Origin of the sequence: Gordonibacter pamelaeae (assembly GCF_003340385.1) — a bacterium.
In the GTDB taxonomy this organism is placed as follows: Bacteria; Actinomycetota; Coriobacteriia; order Coriobacteriales; family Eggerthellaceae; genus Gordonibacter; species Gordonibacter pamelaeae.
The window spans coordinates 23,944-39,682 of the sequence record NZ_PPTS01000005.1; the positions used below are offsets into that span (position 1 = coordinate 23,944).

At 66.4% G+C, this 15,739-nt stretch carries 18 protein-coding genes; 12 read left to right on the forward strand and 6 right to left on the reverse strand.

From position 1 onward, the window contains the following. The first annotated feature begins 65 nt into the window (after positions 1-65). Positions 66-368, forward strand: a complete 303-nt coding sequence (locus tag C1877_RS08625; protein ID WP_015539063.1) for a type II toxin-antitoxin system RelB/DinJ family antitoxin — start codon at positions 66-68, stop codon at positions 366-368. Next, complete coding sequence (locus tag C1877_RS08630) at positions 349-792, forward strand: type II toxin-antitoxin system VapC family toxin (RefSeq protein WP_015539062.1); 444 nt, start codon at positions 349-351, stop codon at positions 790-792. The genes C1877_RS08625 and C1877_RS08630 overlap by 20 nt, the downstream gene beginning before the upstream one ends. 27 nt (positions 793-819) lie before the next feature. On the opposite strand, the gene C1877_RS08635 is transcribed toward C1877_RS08630, so the two are convergent. From C1877_RS08635 to C1877_RS08645, 3 genes are all read right to left on the reverse strand, one after another. After that, positions 820-2,280 carry an L-cystine transporter gene (locus tag C1877_RS08635; RefSeq protein ID WP_114568954.1) on the reverse strand — a complete coding sequence of 487 codons (1,461 nt, stop codon included), beginning with the start codon at positions 2,278-2,280 and terminating at the stop codon, positions 820-822. A gap of 112 nt (positions 2,281-2,392) precedes the next feature. Continuing rightward, positions 2,393-3,046, reverse strand: coding sequence for a TetR/AcrR family transcriptional regulator (locus tag C1877_RS08640; protein ID WP_114568955.1), 654 nt, complete (start codon positions 3,044-3,046; stop codon positions 2,393-2,395). Beyond that, on the reverse strand, positions 3,043-3,513 hold the full coding sequence (locus C1877_RS08645) for a hypothetical protein (RefSeq protein WP_041239070.1): 471 nt from the start codon (positions 3,511-3,513) through the stop codon (positions 3,043-3,045). The genes C1877_RS08640 and C1877_RS08645 overlap by 4 nt, the downstream gene beginning before the upstream one ends. Positions 3,514-3,657: 144 nt before the next feature. On the opposite strand from C1877_RS08645, the gene C1877_RS08650 reads away from it, so the two are divergent. From C1877_RS08650 to C1877_RS08660, 3 genes are all read left to right on the forward strand, one after another. Next, on the forward strand, positions 3,658-4,134 hold the full coding sequence (locus C1877_RS08650; protein ID WP_147274536.1) for a hypothetical protein: 477 nt from the start codon (positions 3,658-3,660) through the stop codon (positions 4,132-4,134). Beyond that, positions 4,131-5,198 carry a type II TA system antitoxin MqsA family protein gene (locus C1877_RS08655; protein WP_114568957.1) on the forward strand — a complete coding sequence of 356 codons (1,068 nt, stop codon included), beginning with the start codon at positions 4,131-4,133 and terminating at the stop codon, positions 5,196-5,198. Before C1877_RS08650 ends, C1877_RS08655 begins: the two co-directional genes overlap by 4 nt. Before the next feature lie 322 nt (positions 5,199-5,520). Next, positions 5,521-6,891 (forward strand): MATE family efflux transporter, encoded by a 1,371-nt coding sequence (locus C1877_RS08660; protein WP_114568958.1) that lies wholly within the window; start codon positions 5,521-5,523, stop codon positions 6,889-6,891. A 37-nt stretch (positions 6,892-6,928) separates the two neighbouring features. On the opposite strand, the gene C1877_RS08665 is transcribed toward C1877_RS08660, so the two are convergent. Then, positions 6,929-7,441: a nitroreductase family protein gene (locus tag C1877_RS08665; protein ID WP_015539055.1), complete on the reverse strand. Its 513-nt coding sequence runs from the start codon at positions 7,439-7,441 to the stop codon at positions 6,929-6,931. Between the two features lie 148 nt (positions 7,442-7,589). Between C1877_RS08665 and C1877_RS08670 the strand changes: the two genes are divergently transcribed. The 6 genes from C1877_RS08670 (at position 7,590) to C1877_RS08695 (ending at position 13,087) form a co-directional block, all read left to right on the forward strand. Beyond that, on the forward strand, positions 7,590-7,952 hold the full coding sequence (locus tag C1877_RS08670) for a winged helix-turn-helix transcriptional regulator (protein ID WP_015539054.1): 363 nt from the start codon (positions 7,590-7,592) through the stop codon (positions 7,950-7,952). 106 nt (positions 7,953-8,058) lie between these two features. Further along, on the forward strand, positions 8,059-9,420 hold the full coding sequence (locus C1877_RS08675; RefSeq protein ID WP_015539053.1) for an ATP-binding protein: 1,362 nt from the start codon (positions 8,059-8,061) through the stop codon (positions 9,418-9,420). A 41-nt stretch (positions 9,421-9,461) separates the two neighbouring features. Further along, positions 9,462-10,193: a response regulator transcription factor gene (locus tag C1877_RS08680; RefSeq protein WP_227155587.1), complete on the forward strand. Its 732-nt coding sequence runs from the start codon at positions 9,462-9,464 to the stop codon at positions 10,191-10,193. 109 nt (positions 10,194-10,302) lie between these two features. Next, complete coding sequence (locus C1877_RS08685; protein ID WP_015539051.1) at positions 10,303-11,268, forward strand: ATP-binding cassette domain-containing protein; 966 nt, start codon at positions 10,303-10,305, stop codon at positions 11,266-11,268. Beyond that, entirely contained in the window at positions 11,261-12,172 is a 912-nt protein-coding gene (locus tag C1877_RS08690) for a hypothetical protein (RefSeq protein ID WP_147274537.1), read from the forward strand. Before C1877_RS08685 ends, C1877_RS08690 begins: the two co-directional genes overlap by 8 nt. A gap of 102 nt (positions 12,173-12,274) precedes the next feature. Beyond that, positions 12,275-13,087, forward strand: coding sequence for a sensor histidine kinase (locus C1877_RS08695; protein WP_227155581.1), 813 nt, complete (start codon positions 12,275-12,277; stop codon positions 13,085-13,087). On the opposite strand, the gene C1877_RS08700 is transcribed toward C1877_RS08695, so the two are convergent. Together C1877_RS08700 and C1877_RS08705 are read right to left on the reverse strand one after the other, a co-directional pair. Beyond that, a complete protein-coding gene (locus C1877_RS08700; protein WP_015539050.1) occupies positions 13,084-13,473 on the reverse strand; it encodes an MmcQ/YjbR family DNA-binding protein in 390 nt (129 codons plus the stop codon). The two genes, C1877_RS08695 and C1877_RS08700, sit on opposite strands and share 4 nt — an antisense overlap. Then, complete coding sequence (locus C1877_RS08705; protein WP_181813825.1) at positions 13,470-14,660, reverse strand: M50 family metallopeptidase; 1,191 nt, start codon at positions 14,658-14,660, stop codon at positions 13,470-13,472. The genes C1877_RS08700 and C1877_RS08705 overlap by 4 nt, the downstream gene beginning before the upstream one ends. 226 nt (positions 14,661-14,886) lie before the next feature. Here C1877_RS08705 and C1877_RS08710 point away from each other — a divergent pair, with 226 nt between their 5' ends. Next, the gene (locus C1877_RS08710; RefSeq protein WP_015539049.1) at positions 14,887-15,564 is read left to right on the forward strand and encodes a TetR/AcrR family transcriptional regulator; all 678 of its coding nucleotides are present in this window, start codon (positions 14,887-14,889) and stop codon (positions 15,562-15,564) included. The last annotated feature ends 175 nt before the right edge of the window (positions 15,565-15,739 follow it).

Genomic DNA, 15,739 nt, shown 5'->3' on the forward strand with positions numbered 1-15,739 from the left:
CATCTTGCCGTTCCCCTTCGGTTCTGCTAGAATGTATTACAAGTAATACCTAAGGAGGTGACGGCATGGGAGAGAAGGGTTTGGAATCGGTTCTGACCGTTCGCTTGGATCGCAAGGTGAAGGAGCAGGGGGCGGCGGTCATGCAGCGTTACGGCTACACGCCCTCATCGGCCGTGCGCCGCTTCTTCGACTACGCGGTGAAGCACGATGCGCTTCCCTTCGAGCAGCAGGACAAGCCGAACCGGGACGAGATCAAGCGCCGCATTGCGGCGTTCGACGCCTGCCACACCAAGCGCTCGTCGGGCATGACGGACGAGGAGATACGCGACGCACGGTTGAGGGACCGCTATGGACTTGGTGCTCGATAACAACATTGTGATCGACCATATCGACCGCCGCGAGCCGTTCTACGAGCTGTCGCGCCGGGTGTGCCTGCTGGGGGTGGTGGGCGAGGCCAACACGTACATCAGCGTCAACATGCTCACCGATATCTACTACCTTCTGCGCAAAGACTACGGAAGCCAGGGCGCGCAGGACCTTATCGAGAACAACTTGTCGTTTCTCCAGCTCATCGGCATATCGGCCGAAGATGCGCAGAAGGCGCTTGCTGCGCGGTGGGGCGATTTCGAGGACTGCCTGGTGGCGCGGTGCGCGGAGAAGATCAAGGCCGACTACATCGTCACGCGCAACGTGAAGGACTTCCGCTCGTCGTCCGTCGAGGCCGTCACCCCCGAAGAGCTGTTCGACCGGTTGGAGAAGCAAGGGTTCGTGTACGAGGAGGTTGACTGGTAAGGCGCTGGCCCTTTCGCCTCCCTTCGCCTACAACCCCGCGTGGCCGTCGCTGCTCACGCGTGCCTCGGGGTCGCGCAGCACTGAGCGGTCGAGGGCGCCCACCGCGTTCGATGCGGTGACGCCGGCCACCATGGAATCGCTCACGTTGAGCGCGGTGCGGCCCATGTCGATGAGCGGCTCCACCGAGGCCAGAAGCCCCACGATCTCGATGGGCAGCCCCATGGTGCCCAGCACGATGAGCGAGGCGAACGTCGCGCCGCCGCCCACGCCTGCCACGCCGAACGAGCTGATCACCACCACGGCTACGAGCCCTGCCACGAACGTGGGCGAGAACACGTCGATGCCCACGGTGGGCGCGATGATGGTGGCGAGCATGGCGGGGTAGATGCCCGCGCACCCGTTCTGCCCGATGGACATGCCGAAGCTGGCGGCGAAGTTGGCCGTGGCCTCGTCCACGCCCAGGGCGCGCGTCTGCGTCTCGATGTTGAGCGGCACCGCGCCCGCGCTCGAGCGCGCCACGAACGCGAAGCTGAGCACGGGGAACGCCTTGCGCACGTAGGCGAGCGGGCTCACGCGGTTCCCCAGCAGGACGAGGCAGTGCACCAGGAACATGAGCACGAGCGCCCCGTAGGACACGGCCACGAACTTACCCAGGTCGAGCACCGCCGCGTAGTCGCTCGTGGCCATGACGTGCGCGATGAGCGCGAGCACGCCGTAGGGAGTGAGGGCGAGCACCATCGCCACGATGCGCATGACGATGCCGTACAGGCTGTCCACGAGCCGCTTGAAGAAGTCGGCCTGGTCGCACGCGGCGGCGGTTGCGGCGGGGGAGACGTCGGCCGCGCCTTCGCCGCGTGCGCGAAGCCTGAGGTAGGCCACGCCCACGATGGCGGCGAAGATGACCACGGCGATGGTGGACGTGGAGCGCGAGCCGGCCAGGTCGGCGAACACGTTCATCGGGATGAACGAGAGGATCATCTGCGGCAGCGTGAGGTTCGCCACCTGCTGCTGGTCGGCCTGCAGCGCCTCGAGGCTCGTGGCGCTCGCGCCCGCTCCCGCATCGGTGAAGCTCGCGCCCGCGAGGCCGGAGAGCGCGACGGCAGCCCAACCCGTGAGCGCCGCCGCGGCCACGGTGCCCAGCAGCACCGCCAGCACGACGGCGCTGATGCGGCCGAGGTTCTCCGTCACCTTCGTGCGGGTGAACGCGCCCACGATGGCCACGAACACGAGCGGCATCACGAGCATCTTCAACAGCGCGATGTAGCCCTGGCCCACGACGGCCATCCAGTCGAGCGCTGCGGAGGCGGCGTCGCTGCCGCGTCCGAGCGCAAGCTGGATGCCCACGCCCAGCGCGATGCCCAGCCCCAGCGCCGTGAACACCCGCGGCGTGAATCCGACGCCGCGGCGCTTCATCAGCCAGAGCGCCGCCAACAGGCCGACGAACACGGCCAGCACGGCGACAGTGGCGAGGATGGAATCGACAGGCATGGGCGATCAGCTTTCTGGACGGCAGCGCCCTCCAGTATGCCGCGCGCGCGAAGCCGCCCGGCCCTCCGCCTGCAACCGTCTCGCCCTTGTTGCCGAACCGATGGCTCGCCGCCTATTCGGGCCTTTCCGCGCCCAGCGCGCACGCGTGGCGTTCGCCGAAGCGCGTCACATGCTGGCGCGCAAGGTCTACCAGGCGTTCGCGGTCGGCCGCGTCGGCCGCGCCGTCGGCGGCCTGGATGAGCAGCATGAGCGGCGCGAAGAACTCCAGCGCCAGCAGCCTCGGGTCGTCGCGCATGAAAGCGCCTGCTTCCATCATGGACGCGAACAGCCCCTCCTGCCATGCGAGCGGCGTCTCGATGAAGTAGCGGCGGTAGAGCGCGCCCAGCTCGGGCGTGCGGTACTGCTCGACGGTGAGCATCTGTCTAAACAGGGTGGCGAACTCGTCCTCGGTCCAGTAGCGGAACATCGCCTCGCCGAGGTCCGCCATCTGCGCGACCGGGGTGGCCGCGTAGCCGCGCGTCTGCTCGTCCATACCGCCCTCGGGCATTCCGATGGCGGCGGCCGTCAAATCGTAGCGCTCGTCCATGCGCTCGACGATGGCGTCCAGTATGGCCTGCTTGCCGGCGAAGTGCTTGTAGACCGAAGCCGGCTGGATGCCCACGGCGGCTGCGATCTCGCGCATCCCGGTCGCCTCGAACCCCGCGCGGGCGAACAGGCGCAGCGATGCCTGCAGGATGTCCTCCTTGGTGTTGCGACGGGGCGTCATGCGGCGTCCTCCCAGGTGCGGAGCGCGTGCCAGCTCGCGGCCGCCTGCAGCACGCCGAGCGCCAGGTAGAATGCGGAGAGGCCGTTCGGCATGAAGGCGAGTTCGAACGCCGTCCAGGCGATGAGCAGGACGCCCGCCGCGATGCCCCACCGGTACGACGCCGCCCGCTTACCGCGGAAGCGCATTGCGAGCGCGACGATGTTCGGCGCGCCGTTCACCAGCGCGAGCGCAACTCCCGGCCAGAACCACGTGGCGATGAGCGGCTCGGGCAAGGGCAGGACGCCCAGGAACTCGATGGGCATGACGTCGTTCCAGCTGACGGGCAGGGCGACGAGCCCGCTCAGCGCCATGAACCCGCCGCACACTATGGAGCATACCCCGTCGAACCAGTTCATCAACAGCGCGAACCCGCGCGAGACCCTTGCGAGGGAAGGCACGTTACGTTCCTGCCGAGCCGTCGTCGTCATGGTGCTCCCCTTCTCTCATAAAGCTAACGAACGTTAGTCAATGAAAGCAGTTTAGCAAACGATCGTTAGCTTTGCAAGATCGATGAAGCCGTTGTTAGCTTGGAAGCACCTCGTCTTCTGCGCTTGGTTGACGGGAGTCGGATTTTGGAAAAGCAGGCAAGCGAAAAGTCTATCAATAACCTCCTCAAAATGTTATCATTTGATAACGATTTGAGGAGGCCGATCGTGCATGAGGTAGCATCTCGCGCAGGGGTAGCCCGCTACCTTATGCTCATGAAAACATATGCGGGCAACTGGCTCGAAGTGGCGCATCGCTCCCAAGGGCCTGACAAGAACTATGGCTTTCTTCGTCGTTACGGCTTGCTTCTCGAAGACGTGCGGGACATCTTGACCAGCCTCGTTGCCGACGATTATTCTGATGGCCCCTGTTGCGACGACAAGCAGCTTGGCCGTCCGGACGTGTGGAAGTTCGGCAAAACGGTTGAGCTGGAAGGCGAGGAGTTGGAGTTGTACATTAAGACCTCGTTTGGCTATCGAGCCGATGGCATGGGCTGCGTCTGCGTGTCAATACATCCTTGCGAGCGTCCGCTTTCCTATCCTCTAAAGGAGGGTCGATCATGACCGAGATTCTCGAAACCTATTGCTCCACCTGCGCGCGCGAGGTTTCGGCGTGCGAGGAGACGAGGGCCGAGCATCTGAAAGTTCGCGATGCCTGGGTCGATGTCGACCAGGTGGTGCTCACCTGTCCTGAGTGCGGAGGGCGCATCGGGGACGAGCGGGTCGAAAGCGCCAATCTGCGCCGCGCGTACGAGGCGTATCGGGAGGGTCAGGGCCTTCTTTCCGCTTCCCAGATTCGAGATGCCTACGATTCTTACGGCCTTTCGCAGGCTTCTTTCGGGAAGCTGCTCGGGCTCGGCGGCGCGACCCTGAGCAGATACGAGAACGGAGGCGTGCAAACCAGGCAGATCGATCAGGCGATTCGCGCCGCGTCCGACCCTCATGCGATGCTCGACCTTCTGGCCGAGAAGGGAGCCGAGATACCTGCGGCGCAGCGCGGACGCGCTGAGCAACGGGCACGGGAGAAGCTCGCTCGAGGTCGGGAGTCTCGCTTCGAGTATGCCGTTGTGCGAGGCGATTTCTCCCTCGTGCTCAACCCGGCGGATGCGTCGGAGCTCACCGGCTTTCGCGCTTTCGATGTGGATCGCGCTCGCGAGATGGCGGTGTTCTTCGCATCTCGTTGCAAGCACTTCTTCAAGCTGCGGTTCTTCAAGACGATGTTCTATGCCGACTTCACGGCGTTCGCGGAAACCTCCCGTTCCATGAGCGGCTTGCGGTACGCCCATGCTCCGAACGGCCCCATTGTCCATGGGCATGAGGCGCTTTTGGCTGCGCTCGTGGACGGGGAGTCGCTCGATGTCGAGGAGCATGAGATCGGGGAAACCTCTGCCGAGAAGATCGTCGCCTTGCGCGATGCCGACCTGGGCGTGTTCTCGGAGAGGGAGAGGATCATCTTGCAGAAGACCGCCGACTTCGTCAACTCCTTCCGGAAGAGCAGCGAGCTGAGCGAGCGATCCCATGACGAACCCGGCTGGCGCGGAACCGAGAACGGGCAGCTGATCAGCTACGAGTACGCCTTCGATCTAACCACGACCGATTGCATCAACGGGGAATGCTCGCGCGGTTGACGCGCCCGGCCCGGCGCGGTATGCTGGCCGGCGTTGCAACCACCTCGTTGGGGGAACCAATGATACTTTGCAGAGCTGCCGCTCTGTGCGTGATCGCCGATGAAGCATCGCACGGAGCAGGGATGGACAGGACCATCGGCATCGGAAGGCGCGCCGCCTAAGGGCACGCCTTGTCGTCGATGCCGGGATGCCGGGAACCTCGAGCGCCGCGGATGACTTCGTCCGCGGCGCTTTTTCATGCGCTGGGCGCATCGCGCGGCTGCGGCCGCCGCGATCCCCTGCCTCCTTCCGTTTCCGCATCCCGATTCTCCGAGGTGAACCTATGGCTTCTTCTGCATCGACCGTTTCCTTCTCCGAGGGGCCGCTGTTCCGGCAGCTGCTCTCGTTCGCCCTGCCGCTCATGGCGGTGAACATCTTGCAGTACGTGTACCAGGCCGTCGACATGGCGGTGGTCGGCCAGGTGGTGGGCGACGTGGGGCTCGTGTCCATGAGCAACGCGGTGAACGCCGTCTTCCTGGTGAACGCGTTCGTCATCGGCCTTTCGGCCGGAGGCGGCGTGGTGGTGGCGCGCGCGGTGGGCGCGGGCGACGTGGGCGCGCAGCGACGGGCCTACGCGGCCACGCTCCTGGTGGCGTTGCTGGCGGCGGCCGGCATCGCGGTTGCCGGCACGCTGCTCGCGCGGCCCGCGTTCACGGCGAACGCGGTGCCGGAGGCGGCGCTCGACGGGGCGGTTGCCTACACGGCCGTGCTCTGCTGCGGCGCGGCAGGCCCGTTCCTCATGAACGCCGCGGCCGCGTTCCTCAAGGCGCAGGGCGACGCGTGGACGCCGCTGGTGCTGGTGGGGGCCGCGACGTTCGTGAACGTGGCGCTCGACCTGGTGCTCGTGGGCCCGGCCGGCCTGGGAGTGCCGGGCGCGGCGGTTGCCACCGTGGCGGCGCAGGGGCTCTCGGCGCTGCTCGCGCTCGCCCTGGTGCGGCGGCGCTTCGCGGCGGGTCGCGTGCTCGGAAGCGGCGTGCTCGCGGCCGGCCTGGGGGCGCACGTGCGCGCGGTGCTTTCGGTCGGGCTGCCCTCCGCCGTGCAGATGGCGGTGGTGAACCTGTCGTACGCGCTGGTCACGGGCATGCTCAACCGTTACGGCGTGGACGTTGCCGCCGCGGCGGGCGTGGGGCTGCAGATAAGCACCATCGCGGGGCTGCCCTGCTGGGCCATCGGGCAGGCCATCACCACGGCGGCCGCCCAGTGCGCCGGAGCCGGCGAGCTCGCGCGCGCCCGCGACGTCGCGCGGTTGGGGGCGCGCCTCAATATCGGCGTGACGCTGGGCATCCAGGTGCTCATCCAGCTGCTCGCGCCGGCCATCGTGGGGCTCTACGGCCTCGCGCAGGGCACGTCGTTCGACATCGCCGTGCTCTACCTGCGTATCACGTGCAGCGTGACCGGCCTGTTCTACGCGGCCATGTACAGCTTCGACTCGTTCGCGCTCGGGGCCGGCTCGCCGCGCCTCGTGCTGGCGAACTCGCTCATCGACGCGTTCGCCGTGCGTTTCGGCCTGGCGTTCCTGCTCTCCGGCGCGCTCGGCTTCGGCTACGTGGGCATCTTCGTCGCGCAAGCCGCCTCGCCCGTGATTCCCGCGCTCATTGGCGGCGCCTACCTGCGCCATTGGACGCGCTCGCACGGGGTGGAGCGGGGCAAGTAGCTGGACTTGGCGAAACGGCGTGCGGCTCGCGCGGCGCTTACGCCTTCGTGACCAGCTCGCTTATCGGGATGCGCTCGGCCGCGTGGCGCTCAGGGCTCTTCCATTCGCCCTCGGCATGGCCCACGGCCAGGATGTTCACCGGCACGAGCGAGGCGGGCAGGTCGAACGCCGCACGCACGCCGGTAGGGTCGAAGGCGCAGATCCACACGCTGCCGAGACCCTGGTCGGCTGCGGCGAGCATCATGTGGTCGCACGCGATGGAGGCGTCGATGTCGGTGGAGGCCATCCCGTCGAAGGAGCGCTTCCAAGCGCGTTCGGCATCGGCGCACACGACGAATGCGAGCGGCGCGCCGTACAGGTTGGCGGACTTCCCGAGCTTTGCGAGCCCTTCCGCGCTTTCCACCTGGATGAGGCGCACGGGCTGGCGGTTCGCGGCGCTCGGGGCAACGTGTGCGGCCTCCACGATGGCGGCGATCTTCTCCGGCTCCACCGGGCGGGGCTCGTAGGCGCGGATCGAGCAACGCTTCTTGGCGAGGTTCGTGAACGACATGGGGTGCTCCTTCTCTCGTGCGGGTTCGTTTCGCCTTCCATGATAGAAGTCGCTACCGAACAAGCAAGTAGGCACTATTTTGGAATATACTACCGAAAAGGAAAGCATGGGCCTCCCACCAAAGGTCCATCGTGAAGGGAGCGCTGCCATGAAAACCTGCCCGGATGCCTACCATTGCCCCGTCGAGGCCACCATCGACATCGTGGGCGGCAAGCACAAGGTGCTCATCCTCTGGCACTTGAGCAAGCACGGCGTGCTGCGCTTCGGCGAGCTGCAGCGGCTCATGCCCCAGGCAACGCCTAAGATGCTCACCCAGCAGCTGCGCGAGCTGGAGGCCGACGGCATGCTGCACCGCGAGCTGTACCACCAGGTGCCGCCCAAGACGGAGTACTCGCTCACCGAGCGCGGCCGCAGCTTCACGCCGGTGCTGAACGCCATGTGCGAATGGGGCGGGAGCGTGCTTGAGGAGATGGGCGCGGAAGCGGGGAGAAAAGTTGTCCGTAAAGATTGATCGGTGCGCGCCTCCAGGCTTTCGTGTCGCAAAAGCGTTGTAAAGTTTTGCGCATCGTGCAATAATCTGTATAAAAAGTTTTGCGCATCGTGCAAGGAGTAGAGCCATGCTGAAGCGAAAGGCGTACGACCGGCTTCTCGAATGGAAGAAAAACCGCAATGGAAAGACTGCGCTGCTTATCGAAGGGGCTCGCCGTGTGGGCAAAAGCACGCTCGTGGAGGAATTTGGGCGCAACGAGTACGCTTCCTGCCTTATCGTGGATTTCTTCCAAGCGCCCGCCGAGGTGAGGCAATACTTCGAAGACTACCGCACCGATTTCGACACGCTGTTCCTCTACCTGTCCACCTACTACGGGGTCGACCTCCATGAACGGGATACGCTCATCGTCTTCGACGAGGTCCAGATGTTCCCGACTGCTCGCGGTCTGCTCAAGTACTTGGTGGCCGACGGCCGTTACGACTATATCGAAACCGGGTCGCTCCTGTCCATCAAGCAGAACGTGGACGGCATCGTGGTTCCGTCGGAGGAGGAATCCTTCGAGCTCAATCCGCTGGATTTCGAGGAATTCCTTTGGGGGATGGGCGAGGAGAAGCTGGTGACCCTCATCCGCAGGCAGTTCGACAGCCTGAAGCCCTTGCCCGACGGGCTGCACCGTCGGGCCATGGGACTTTTGAGAGAGTATATCCTGGTGGGCGGCATGCCCGGTCCGGTGAGCATCTATGTGGCGCAGCGCAGGTTCGAGCCGGTTGATACGGCGAAGCGTCAGATCCTCAGCCTGTATCGCAACGACGTCGCGCGGTTTGCCCGCGGCTACGAATTCAAGGTGGTTTCGGTGCTGGACGGCATTCCCGGCCAGCTGTCGAAGCATGAGAAGAAGTTCACTTTGAGCTCCATTAGCAAGAATGCACGCATGAGAAGCTACGAGGAGGCCTTCTTTTGGCTGGCCGACGCTCGTATTGCCAACATCTGCTTCGCCTGCTCGGATCCGGGCGTGGGCCTCTCGCTCAACATGACGCAGTCTTCTTTGAAGTGCTACCTGGCCGACACGGGTCTGCTCGTCTCGCTTGCTTTCGCCGACAACGCGCATACGGATGAAAGCGTGTACCGCGCCGTGCTTCGCGGCGAGATAGGGTTGAACGAGGGAATGCTCACGGAGAACGTCGTGGCCCAGATGATCCACGCGAACGGGCATCGTCTGTTCTTCTATTCACAGTCTGGAAAGAGGGAGGGCGAAGAGCGGATGGAGGTCGACTTCCTCATCGTGCGCCCGTACGCCGATGCCGCCATGAAGCCTCGCGTCTGTCCTGTGGAGGTGAAGTCGCCTCGGCAATACGGCACGAAATCGCTTGATCGGTTCAAGGAGAAGTTCGGCAAGCGCGTCGGGACCCAGTACGTTCTGCATCCCAAGCAGCTCAAAGTCGACGGCGATCGTGCATACTTGCCGTTGTACATGGGATTCTGCCTGTGAAAGACGGGGCGCGAAGGCGAATGAAAAAAGGAGGGGCGAGCGTGACGGATGCAACGACCGGCGTGACCGTGCTCATCGTGGAGGACGACGCCCACATCAGCGGGATCGTGGCCGACTGCCTGGGGAATGCGGGGTACGTGTGCACGCAGGCGTTCTCGGGCACGGAGGCGCGGCTCGTGTTGGAGGCGGCGGCCGCGCGCGGCGAGCGGTTCGACGTGGTGGTGTGCGACCTCATGCTGCCGGGTCTTCCCGGCGAGGACATCGTGCGGCTCATCCGCACCGCCGACGCCCATACGCCCATCGTGGTGACCTCGGCCCGCACGAGCGCCACCGACAAGGTGAACCTTCTGAAGCTCGGGGCCGACGACTACCTGGCCAAGCCCTTCGACCTGGACGAGCTGCTCGCGCGCATCGAGGTGCAGCTGCGCCACCGCGGCCGCGCCCTCGCGTCGCAGCCGGGCGGCGACGTGCTGTGCGTGGGCGCATGGGCCATCGACCGCGCCGCGCGCACGCTGACGGTGGACGGCGCGGAGGTGCCGCTCACGCGCACCGAGTTCAACATCGTGGAGCTTCTGGCCGCGCATCCGAGGAAGGTCTACACGAAGCAGGAGCTGTTCGAGCTGGCCTGGGGCGAGCCCTACGCCGCCGAGGACAGCACCGTGAGCGTGCACGTGTCCAACATCCGCGCCAAGCTCAAGCCCACCGGCACCGACGGCTACGTCCAAACCGTCTGGGGCCTCGGATTCAAGCTGGCGGTCGACGAGGGCGCATGAGCCCGGCCGCCCCGCTTCTTCAAGCTTTCTTAAAGGTTGGTTCATCCTTCCTGAAACCCTCTTCCGTAAGCTGGAAACACGACGAGAAGGCAAACGGAAAGGGGCGTTCATGAACGTTGTTGAGACACGGGGGCTCACGAAGTCCTACCGCGGTAAGCGCGCGGTCGACCGGCTCGACCTGCACGTGGCGCAGGGCGACATCTACGGGTTCGTCGGTAAGAACGGCGCGGGGAAGTCCACCGTCATGAAGATGGTCTGCGGCCTGGCGACGCCCGACGAGGGCGAGATCGAGCTGTTCGGCAGCCGCGCCGACGAGTGCGGCCGGCCGGAGGGCGCGCCGCGCGTCGGGGCGCTCATCGAGGCGCCGGGGCTCGTGCCCAACCTCTCCGCCTACGAGAACCTCATGGCGAAGGCCCTGGCCATGGGCGTGGCCGACGCCCCTGCACGCTGCCGCGAGACGCTTGCGCTGGTCGGGCTGGACGGCGTGGGCAAGAAGAAGGCCAAGGGCTTCTCGCTCGGCATGAAGCAGCGGCTGGGCCTCGCGCTCGCGCTCGTGGGCTCGCCCGACCTGCTGTTGCTCGACGAGCCGCTGAACGGCCTGGACCCCGAAGGCACGCGCGCCATGCGCAACCTCATCGTGCGGCTGAACCAGACGCTCGGCGTGACGGTGGTCATCAGCTCGCACGTGCTGGACCAGCTCGACCGCGTGGCCACGCGCTTCGGCGTCATCGCCGAGGGCCGCATGGTGCGCGAGATGACCTCCGAGCAGGTGCAGGCCGAATGCGGCGACAGCCTGCGGGTGCGCACCGTCGACCCGGCCCGCTCGCTCGCGCTGATGGAAGAGGCGTTTCCCCAGGCGACGCTTCGTGCGCTGCCCGACGGATCCCTCTCCGTGACCGGCGACTACGACGCGGCGGCCGTGTCGCGCCTGCTGCACGACGCCGACCAGACGGTGCTGGAACTGAACCCCGTGCGCCGGGACATCGAGGACTATTTCGTCGAGCTCATGGAAGGCGGCGCGCGCGGGGCCGCGGGCGTCGTTTCGGGCGAGGAAGGCGGTGCGCGCCATGTTTAACCTGCTGAGATCCGATGTCTACCGGCTCGTGCGCGGTAAGATGCTGTGGGTGGGCCTGTCCTTCCTCGCGCTCGTGGTGGTGGGGGCGGCCGGGCTGGTCTGGTTCGCCACCACGCCCGAGTTCGCCCAGATGGTGAGCGAGCAGGCGCAGCAGAAACCGCCGCAGAGCGGCATGAGCGTGACCATCACGACGCCCAACAACGCCGGCCTCGACGCCGAGGAGGTGCAGGTGCTCAACGAGAAAACCCTCGGCAGCCGCACCTACTCCTACGGCAACACGTTCATGGTGGGCTTCCTCGGGCTGATCGTCGCGGTGCTGGCAGCGCTGCTTGCCTCGTCGGACTTCGACACGGGGTTCGCGAAGAACGTGCTCGCGGGGCGCGGGAACCGCCGGGCGTACTTCGCGGAGAAGCTCGTGCTGATCGCGGCCTTGTGCGGGGCTTTCCTGTTGGCGGGCATGCTTTTGTCAGATGCGGCGTACGCGGTCCTCGGGTTCTCCTACGAGCGCACGGAGACGGTGGCGGAGTACTGGAGCTGGGCTGGCCTCTCGTGGCTCGTGCTGACGTCGTACGCGTTCCTCGCCGCGCTCATTGCGTGGGCGACGCGCAGCAAGGTGGCCGGCGTCGTGTTCGCAGCTCTCGTGCCCACGGGGTTCCTCGAGTCGATGCTGCTCTCGGCGGCCGCCGTGCTCGCGCCGGCCATGCCGCTGGTGGGCGACGCGATGCAGTGGCTGCCGCTGTCCGTGCAGCAGCGGCTGGCGGCGGGAGGAACGGGCCTGTTCGAAGCGGGCGCGTCTGCGGCGGCCGGGTTGTCGCCAGCGGTGCAAGGGCTTATCGTGTTCGGAGCGATCACTGTTGCGTGCGCGGCGCTCGCGCTCACGGTGTGCCGGAGGAGGGACGTGTAGGATGCGGAGGGCGTGCGGATGACGTATGTGCTGGTGGGAATCGCATGCCTCGCCGTAGGAGCGGGAATCGCGGCGCTCTTCTTTCGCAGGGAGCTGCGCCGCATGGCAGGGTTTTTGCGCGGGCGGGAGGCGCGCAGCAACGCGCGGATGACGGTGGAGGCGCCCGGGCGGGCGTTCGCCGAGCTGGCCGAGGCGGTGAACGCCCAGCTGGACGCTGCGCAGCAGGAGCGGCTGGACGGCCAGCGCCGCCAGCAGGAGTTCCAGCGCGACCTGGCCAGCCTCTCGCACGACATCCGCACGCCGCTCATGGGCGCGAAAGGGTACCTGCGCCTCGCGCAGGACGAGGGCGACGAGGCCGGGCGCGACCGCCGGCTGGCCGCCGCCGAGGCGCGGCTCGACGACATGGGCGCGCTCCTGGACCAGCTGTTCGCCTACGCGCAGGCGAACGACCCCGACCTCGCGCTCGACCTCGTTCCCGTGGCCGTGCTGCCGGCGCTGGCCGACGTGCTGGTGGGGCAGTTCCCCGCGTTCGAGCGGCGCGGATGGGAGCCGCGCGTGGACTTCGAGGACGAGGCGCTTTCCGTGGACGCCGACGCCGAGGCCCTCGCGCGCATCTTCGAGAACCTTGTGGCGAACGCGCTGCGCCACGGCTCGGGGCCGCTTGCGGTGGGGCAGCGCGGAGCCTGCGTGACGTTCGCGAACGAGGTGCCCGACCCCGCCGCCCTCGATCCCGAGCGCCTGTTCGAGCGCTTCTACCGCGCCGACGACGCTCGCAGCGCGGCCGGGAGCGGCCTCGGCCTCGCCGTGTCCGCCAGCCTCGCCGCCGCCATGGGAATGCGCCTGTCCGCGCGCCTGGAGGGAAACGTGCTGGTCGTGGAGCTGGGGCTGCCGGAAGGGTGCGCGGTTCCCCGCTAAGCCCCTTCCCCGGCGATCTCGCGTTGCAGCTTCTTGGTCAGCTTGGCGAACACGAGGTTGTAGGAGTGGTCGCACAGCTCGCGAAGCAGCTCTTCGGGCACGTCGCCGTCGAGGTCGACGGAGATCCAATGGCGCTTGTCGGCGTAGAAGCCGGGCAGGATGTCGTCGGGGTGCTCGGCGCGCAGCTGTTCGGCCCAGGCGGGGTCGCATTTGAGCGATACGAGCCGGCGACCGGCGTACTCGTGGTGCTGCGGCCCGGGCTGCATGGTGGCGGCGAACATCTTGCCGCCCACCTGGTAGCGCTGCCACTCCCATTCCACTTTGTAGTCCGTCGTCGCGCCGGGCATGCCCAGCAGGTAGGCGTCCAGCCAATCGTGCGCGGTCATGGTCGTGCTCCTTCCTCGGTTGCGTCGGTTTCGTGCGCGGCTCGCTCGCGAAAGCGCGCATCGGCCGCGTCCATCAGCTCGCGCTCGCCCTCGATCTCGCTCGGGTAGGGGTAGCGCGCCGCTGCGCGGTCGAACTCCTCGCGAATGCGTCGGGCCGCCTCCTCGTCGCGGCCGGCGAGGAGCGCCTGGGCGTAGCGCGTCCTCATCACGGCGGGGAAGCGGCTCATGGCCTTCATGAGCTTGCGCGCGTCGGCGTCGAGGGTGCGCTCGACCTCCGCCGCACGGTTCTCGCCCACGAGCTCGCAGTACGCGAGGTCAACCTTCAGCAGAGAGCGATGCAAGCCGAGCATGCCGGTCTCGCGTTCCAGCAGGTCGCGGATGGCGCCTGCGGCCTCGGGGGTGCGTCCCTCGTCCAGCAGCCGGTTGCAGGCGAGCACCGCCACGGACGCTATGAGGGGGTTGCGCAGCTGCCCGGAATCTGCCGGCACGGCGAACCAGGCGGCGGGCATGTCCTTCACGCGCAAGTCGTCGGCCTGCGCCTCGCCTATCTTGAGGATGACCCAGAACGCCCGCAGCGCGTCCGGCGACTCGCCAGCTGCACGCAGGTTCTTGCCGTCGTTGTTCACGCCCCCGACGGTGAGCGGCAGACCGTTCGTCAGCGCGAACGCAACGCCGACCAGGGCGAGGAACGCGAAGAAGATCGTCGCGAGCCTCTGCGGCAGCGCGAAGGCGAGGGCTGCCGCGACCAGGGCGACCAACGTGTTCGCCAACGCGCCGCCCAGGTTGTAGAGCCGGTAGGGGATGCGCCCGTCCACGAGGTCGGGCGGCCCCATGAGGCACTGCCCGCCCGTCCCTTGAATGGAAAGCCGCTTGAGGTGCAGCCGCCCGTCCTGCTCGACGAGCATGTAGCTGCCCACGCGAAACGAGCGGAACCGGTAGCCGGTCGCCAGTCCGAGTGCGAGGTGCCCCGCTTCGTGGACGACGATCTGCAGGAGGTACGACACGGTCAAGAGCACGACGACCGCTGCGAGCCAGGCGACGGTGCCGAGCGGGTCGCCCGAGGTTCCGCTGGCGTCCATCGAGCGTCCGATAAGGTAGCCGCCTGCGGCACCGGCCGCCATGAACAGCACGATGGCGAACGCCCTCGTTCCCCGCTGGCGCTTCCGTTCGCTTCGCTTTGCTGCCACGCCCCCGCCTTCCTTCGCCGCTTGCTTAAAGCCGCCTCCCAGTATCTCACATCGCTGCGAAGTTCGCCCTTGCTCTCCGGGTCCCGGTGTCGTAAGATACATACCGTCGGTATGTTTTTAAAAAAACGACGCACCGAATTTCGGCACGAAGAAATCGATGCGGCGCGAGTTCCGCCGGATGTTTCACGTGAAACATCCGTTCGGTTGATCGAAGGAGGAGGCGTCCATGGCGCGCAACAAGTACCCCGAGGAGACGGTGAGCCGCATCCTCGACGCGGCCATGCGCCTGTTCCGCGAGAAGGGCTTCGAGCACACCACCATCCAGGACATCGTCGACCAGCTCGACGTGACGAAGGGGGCGGTGTACCACCACTTCAAGTCGAAGGAGGACATCCTCGACGCCGCCATCGACCGCGAGAGCGAGCCCCTCATGCGGCTTTTGGTGGAGATCCGCGACGACCCGCGCATGACCGGCCTCGAGAAGATGCAGGCCCTGTTCGAGGCATCGATGAACGGCCCTCAGCTGCCGCTCAGCGCCGAGGTTGCCATGGCGCCCGACCCGGTGCGCAACAGCCGCTTCTTGGGCATGCAGTACCAGTCGATCGTCGAGGAGGTGGCGCCGCAGTTCGTGGAGCCCATCATCCGCGAGGGCATGGCCGACGGCACCATCCGCACGGAGCACCCGCAGGAGATGGCCGAGGTCATCCTCATGCTGGCAAACCTGTGGGTGAGCCCGGCCTTCCGCATGACCGATGCCGAGAGCCTGCGCCGCCGCATGGACTACTACGTGGAGCTGCTGCACCTCATGGGCCTCGACGTGCAGCCGGGTCATATCGCCGGCATGCTCGAGGAGTTCCGCGACGGCTACGAGCGCAACCTGCAGGAGAAGGGGGAGCGCGCATGATTGTTTGAGCGCAAGATGGGCCGCAGTGGTTGCGGCGCTCTGTTTTCGGCTGCGGTTGTATCGCGCATCTTGGCCGTGGTAGTGCCACGATGCTGGATCGCAGTTGCAATTCGTCCGCTTCCCGATGTTTCACGTGAAACATTTGTACTGAAAAGGCAGGTGCTGTTCGCGGTTG

Bases quoted from the DNA above. Each gene is read 5' to 3' on its own strand.
- C1877_RS08645 (WP_041239070.1), bottom strand. From the start codon at position 3,513: ATGACGACGACGGCTCGGCAGGAACGTAACGTGCCTTCCCTCGCAAGG.
- C1877_RS08665 (WP_015539055.1), bottom strand. From the start codon at position 7,441: ATGTCGTTCACGAACCTCGCCAAGAAGCGTTGCTCGATCCGCGCCTAC.
- C1877_RS08640 (WP_114568955.1), bottom strand. From the start codon at position 3,046: ATGACGCCCCGTCGCAACACCAAGGAGGACATCCTGCAGGCATCGCTG.
- C1877_RS08655 (WP_114568957.1), top strand. From the start codon at position 4,131: ATGACCGAGATTCTCGAAACCTATTGCTCCACCTGCGCGCGCGAGGTT.
- C1877_RS08695 (WP_227155581.1), top strand. From the start codon at position 12,275: ATGGCAGGGTTTTTGCGCGGGCGGGAGGCGCGCAGCAACGCGCGGATG.
- C1877_RS08690 (WP_147274537.1), top strand. From the start codon at position 11,261: ATGTTTAACCTGCTGAGATCCGATGTCTACCGGCTCGTGCGCGGTAAG.
- C1877_RS08625 (WP_015539063.1), top strand. From the start codon at position 66: ATGGGAGAGAAGGGTTTGGAATCGGTTCTGACCGTTCGCTTGGATCGC.
- C1877_RS08685 (WP_015539051.1), top strand. From the start codon at position 10,303: ATGAACGTTGTTGAGACACGGGGGCTCACGAAGTCCTACCGCGGTAAG.
- C1877_RS08660 (WP_114568958.1), top strand. From the start codon at position 5,521: ATGGCTTCTTCTGCATCGACCGTTTCCTTCTCCGAGGGGCCGCTGTTC.
- C1877_RS08630 (WP_015539062.1), top strand. From the start codon at position 349: ATGGACTTGGTGCTCGATAACAACATTGTGATCGACCATATCGACCGC.
- C1877_RS08710 (WP_015539049.1), top strand. From the start codon at position 14,887: ATGGCGCGCAACAAGTACCCCGAGGAGACGGTGAGCCGCATCCTCGAC.
- C1877_RS08670 (WP_015539054.1), top strand. From the start codon at position 7,590: ATGAAAACCTGCCCGGATGCCTACCATTGCCCCGTCGAGGCCACCATC.
- C1877_RS08635 (WP_114568954.1), bottom strand. From the start codon at position 2,280: ATGCCTGTCGATTCCATCCTCGCCACTGTCGCCGTGCTGGCCGTGTTC.
- C1877_RS08675 (WP_015539053.1), top strand. From the start codon at position 8,059: ATGCTGAAGCGAAAGGCGTACGACCGGCTTCTCGAATGGAAGAAAAAC.
- C1877_RS08700 (WP_015539050.1), bottom strand. From the start codon at position 13,473: ATGACCGCGCACGATTGGCTGGACGCCTACCTGCTGGGCATGCCCGGC.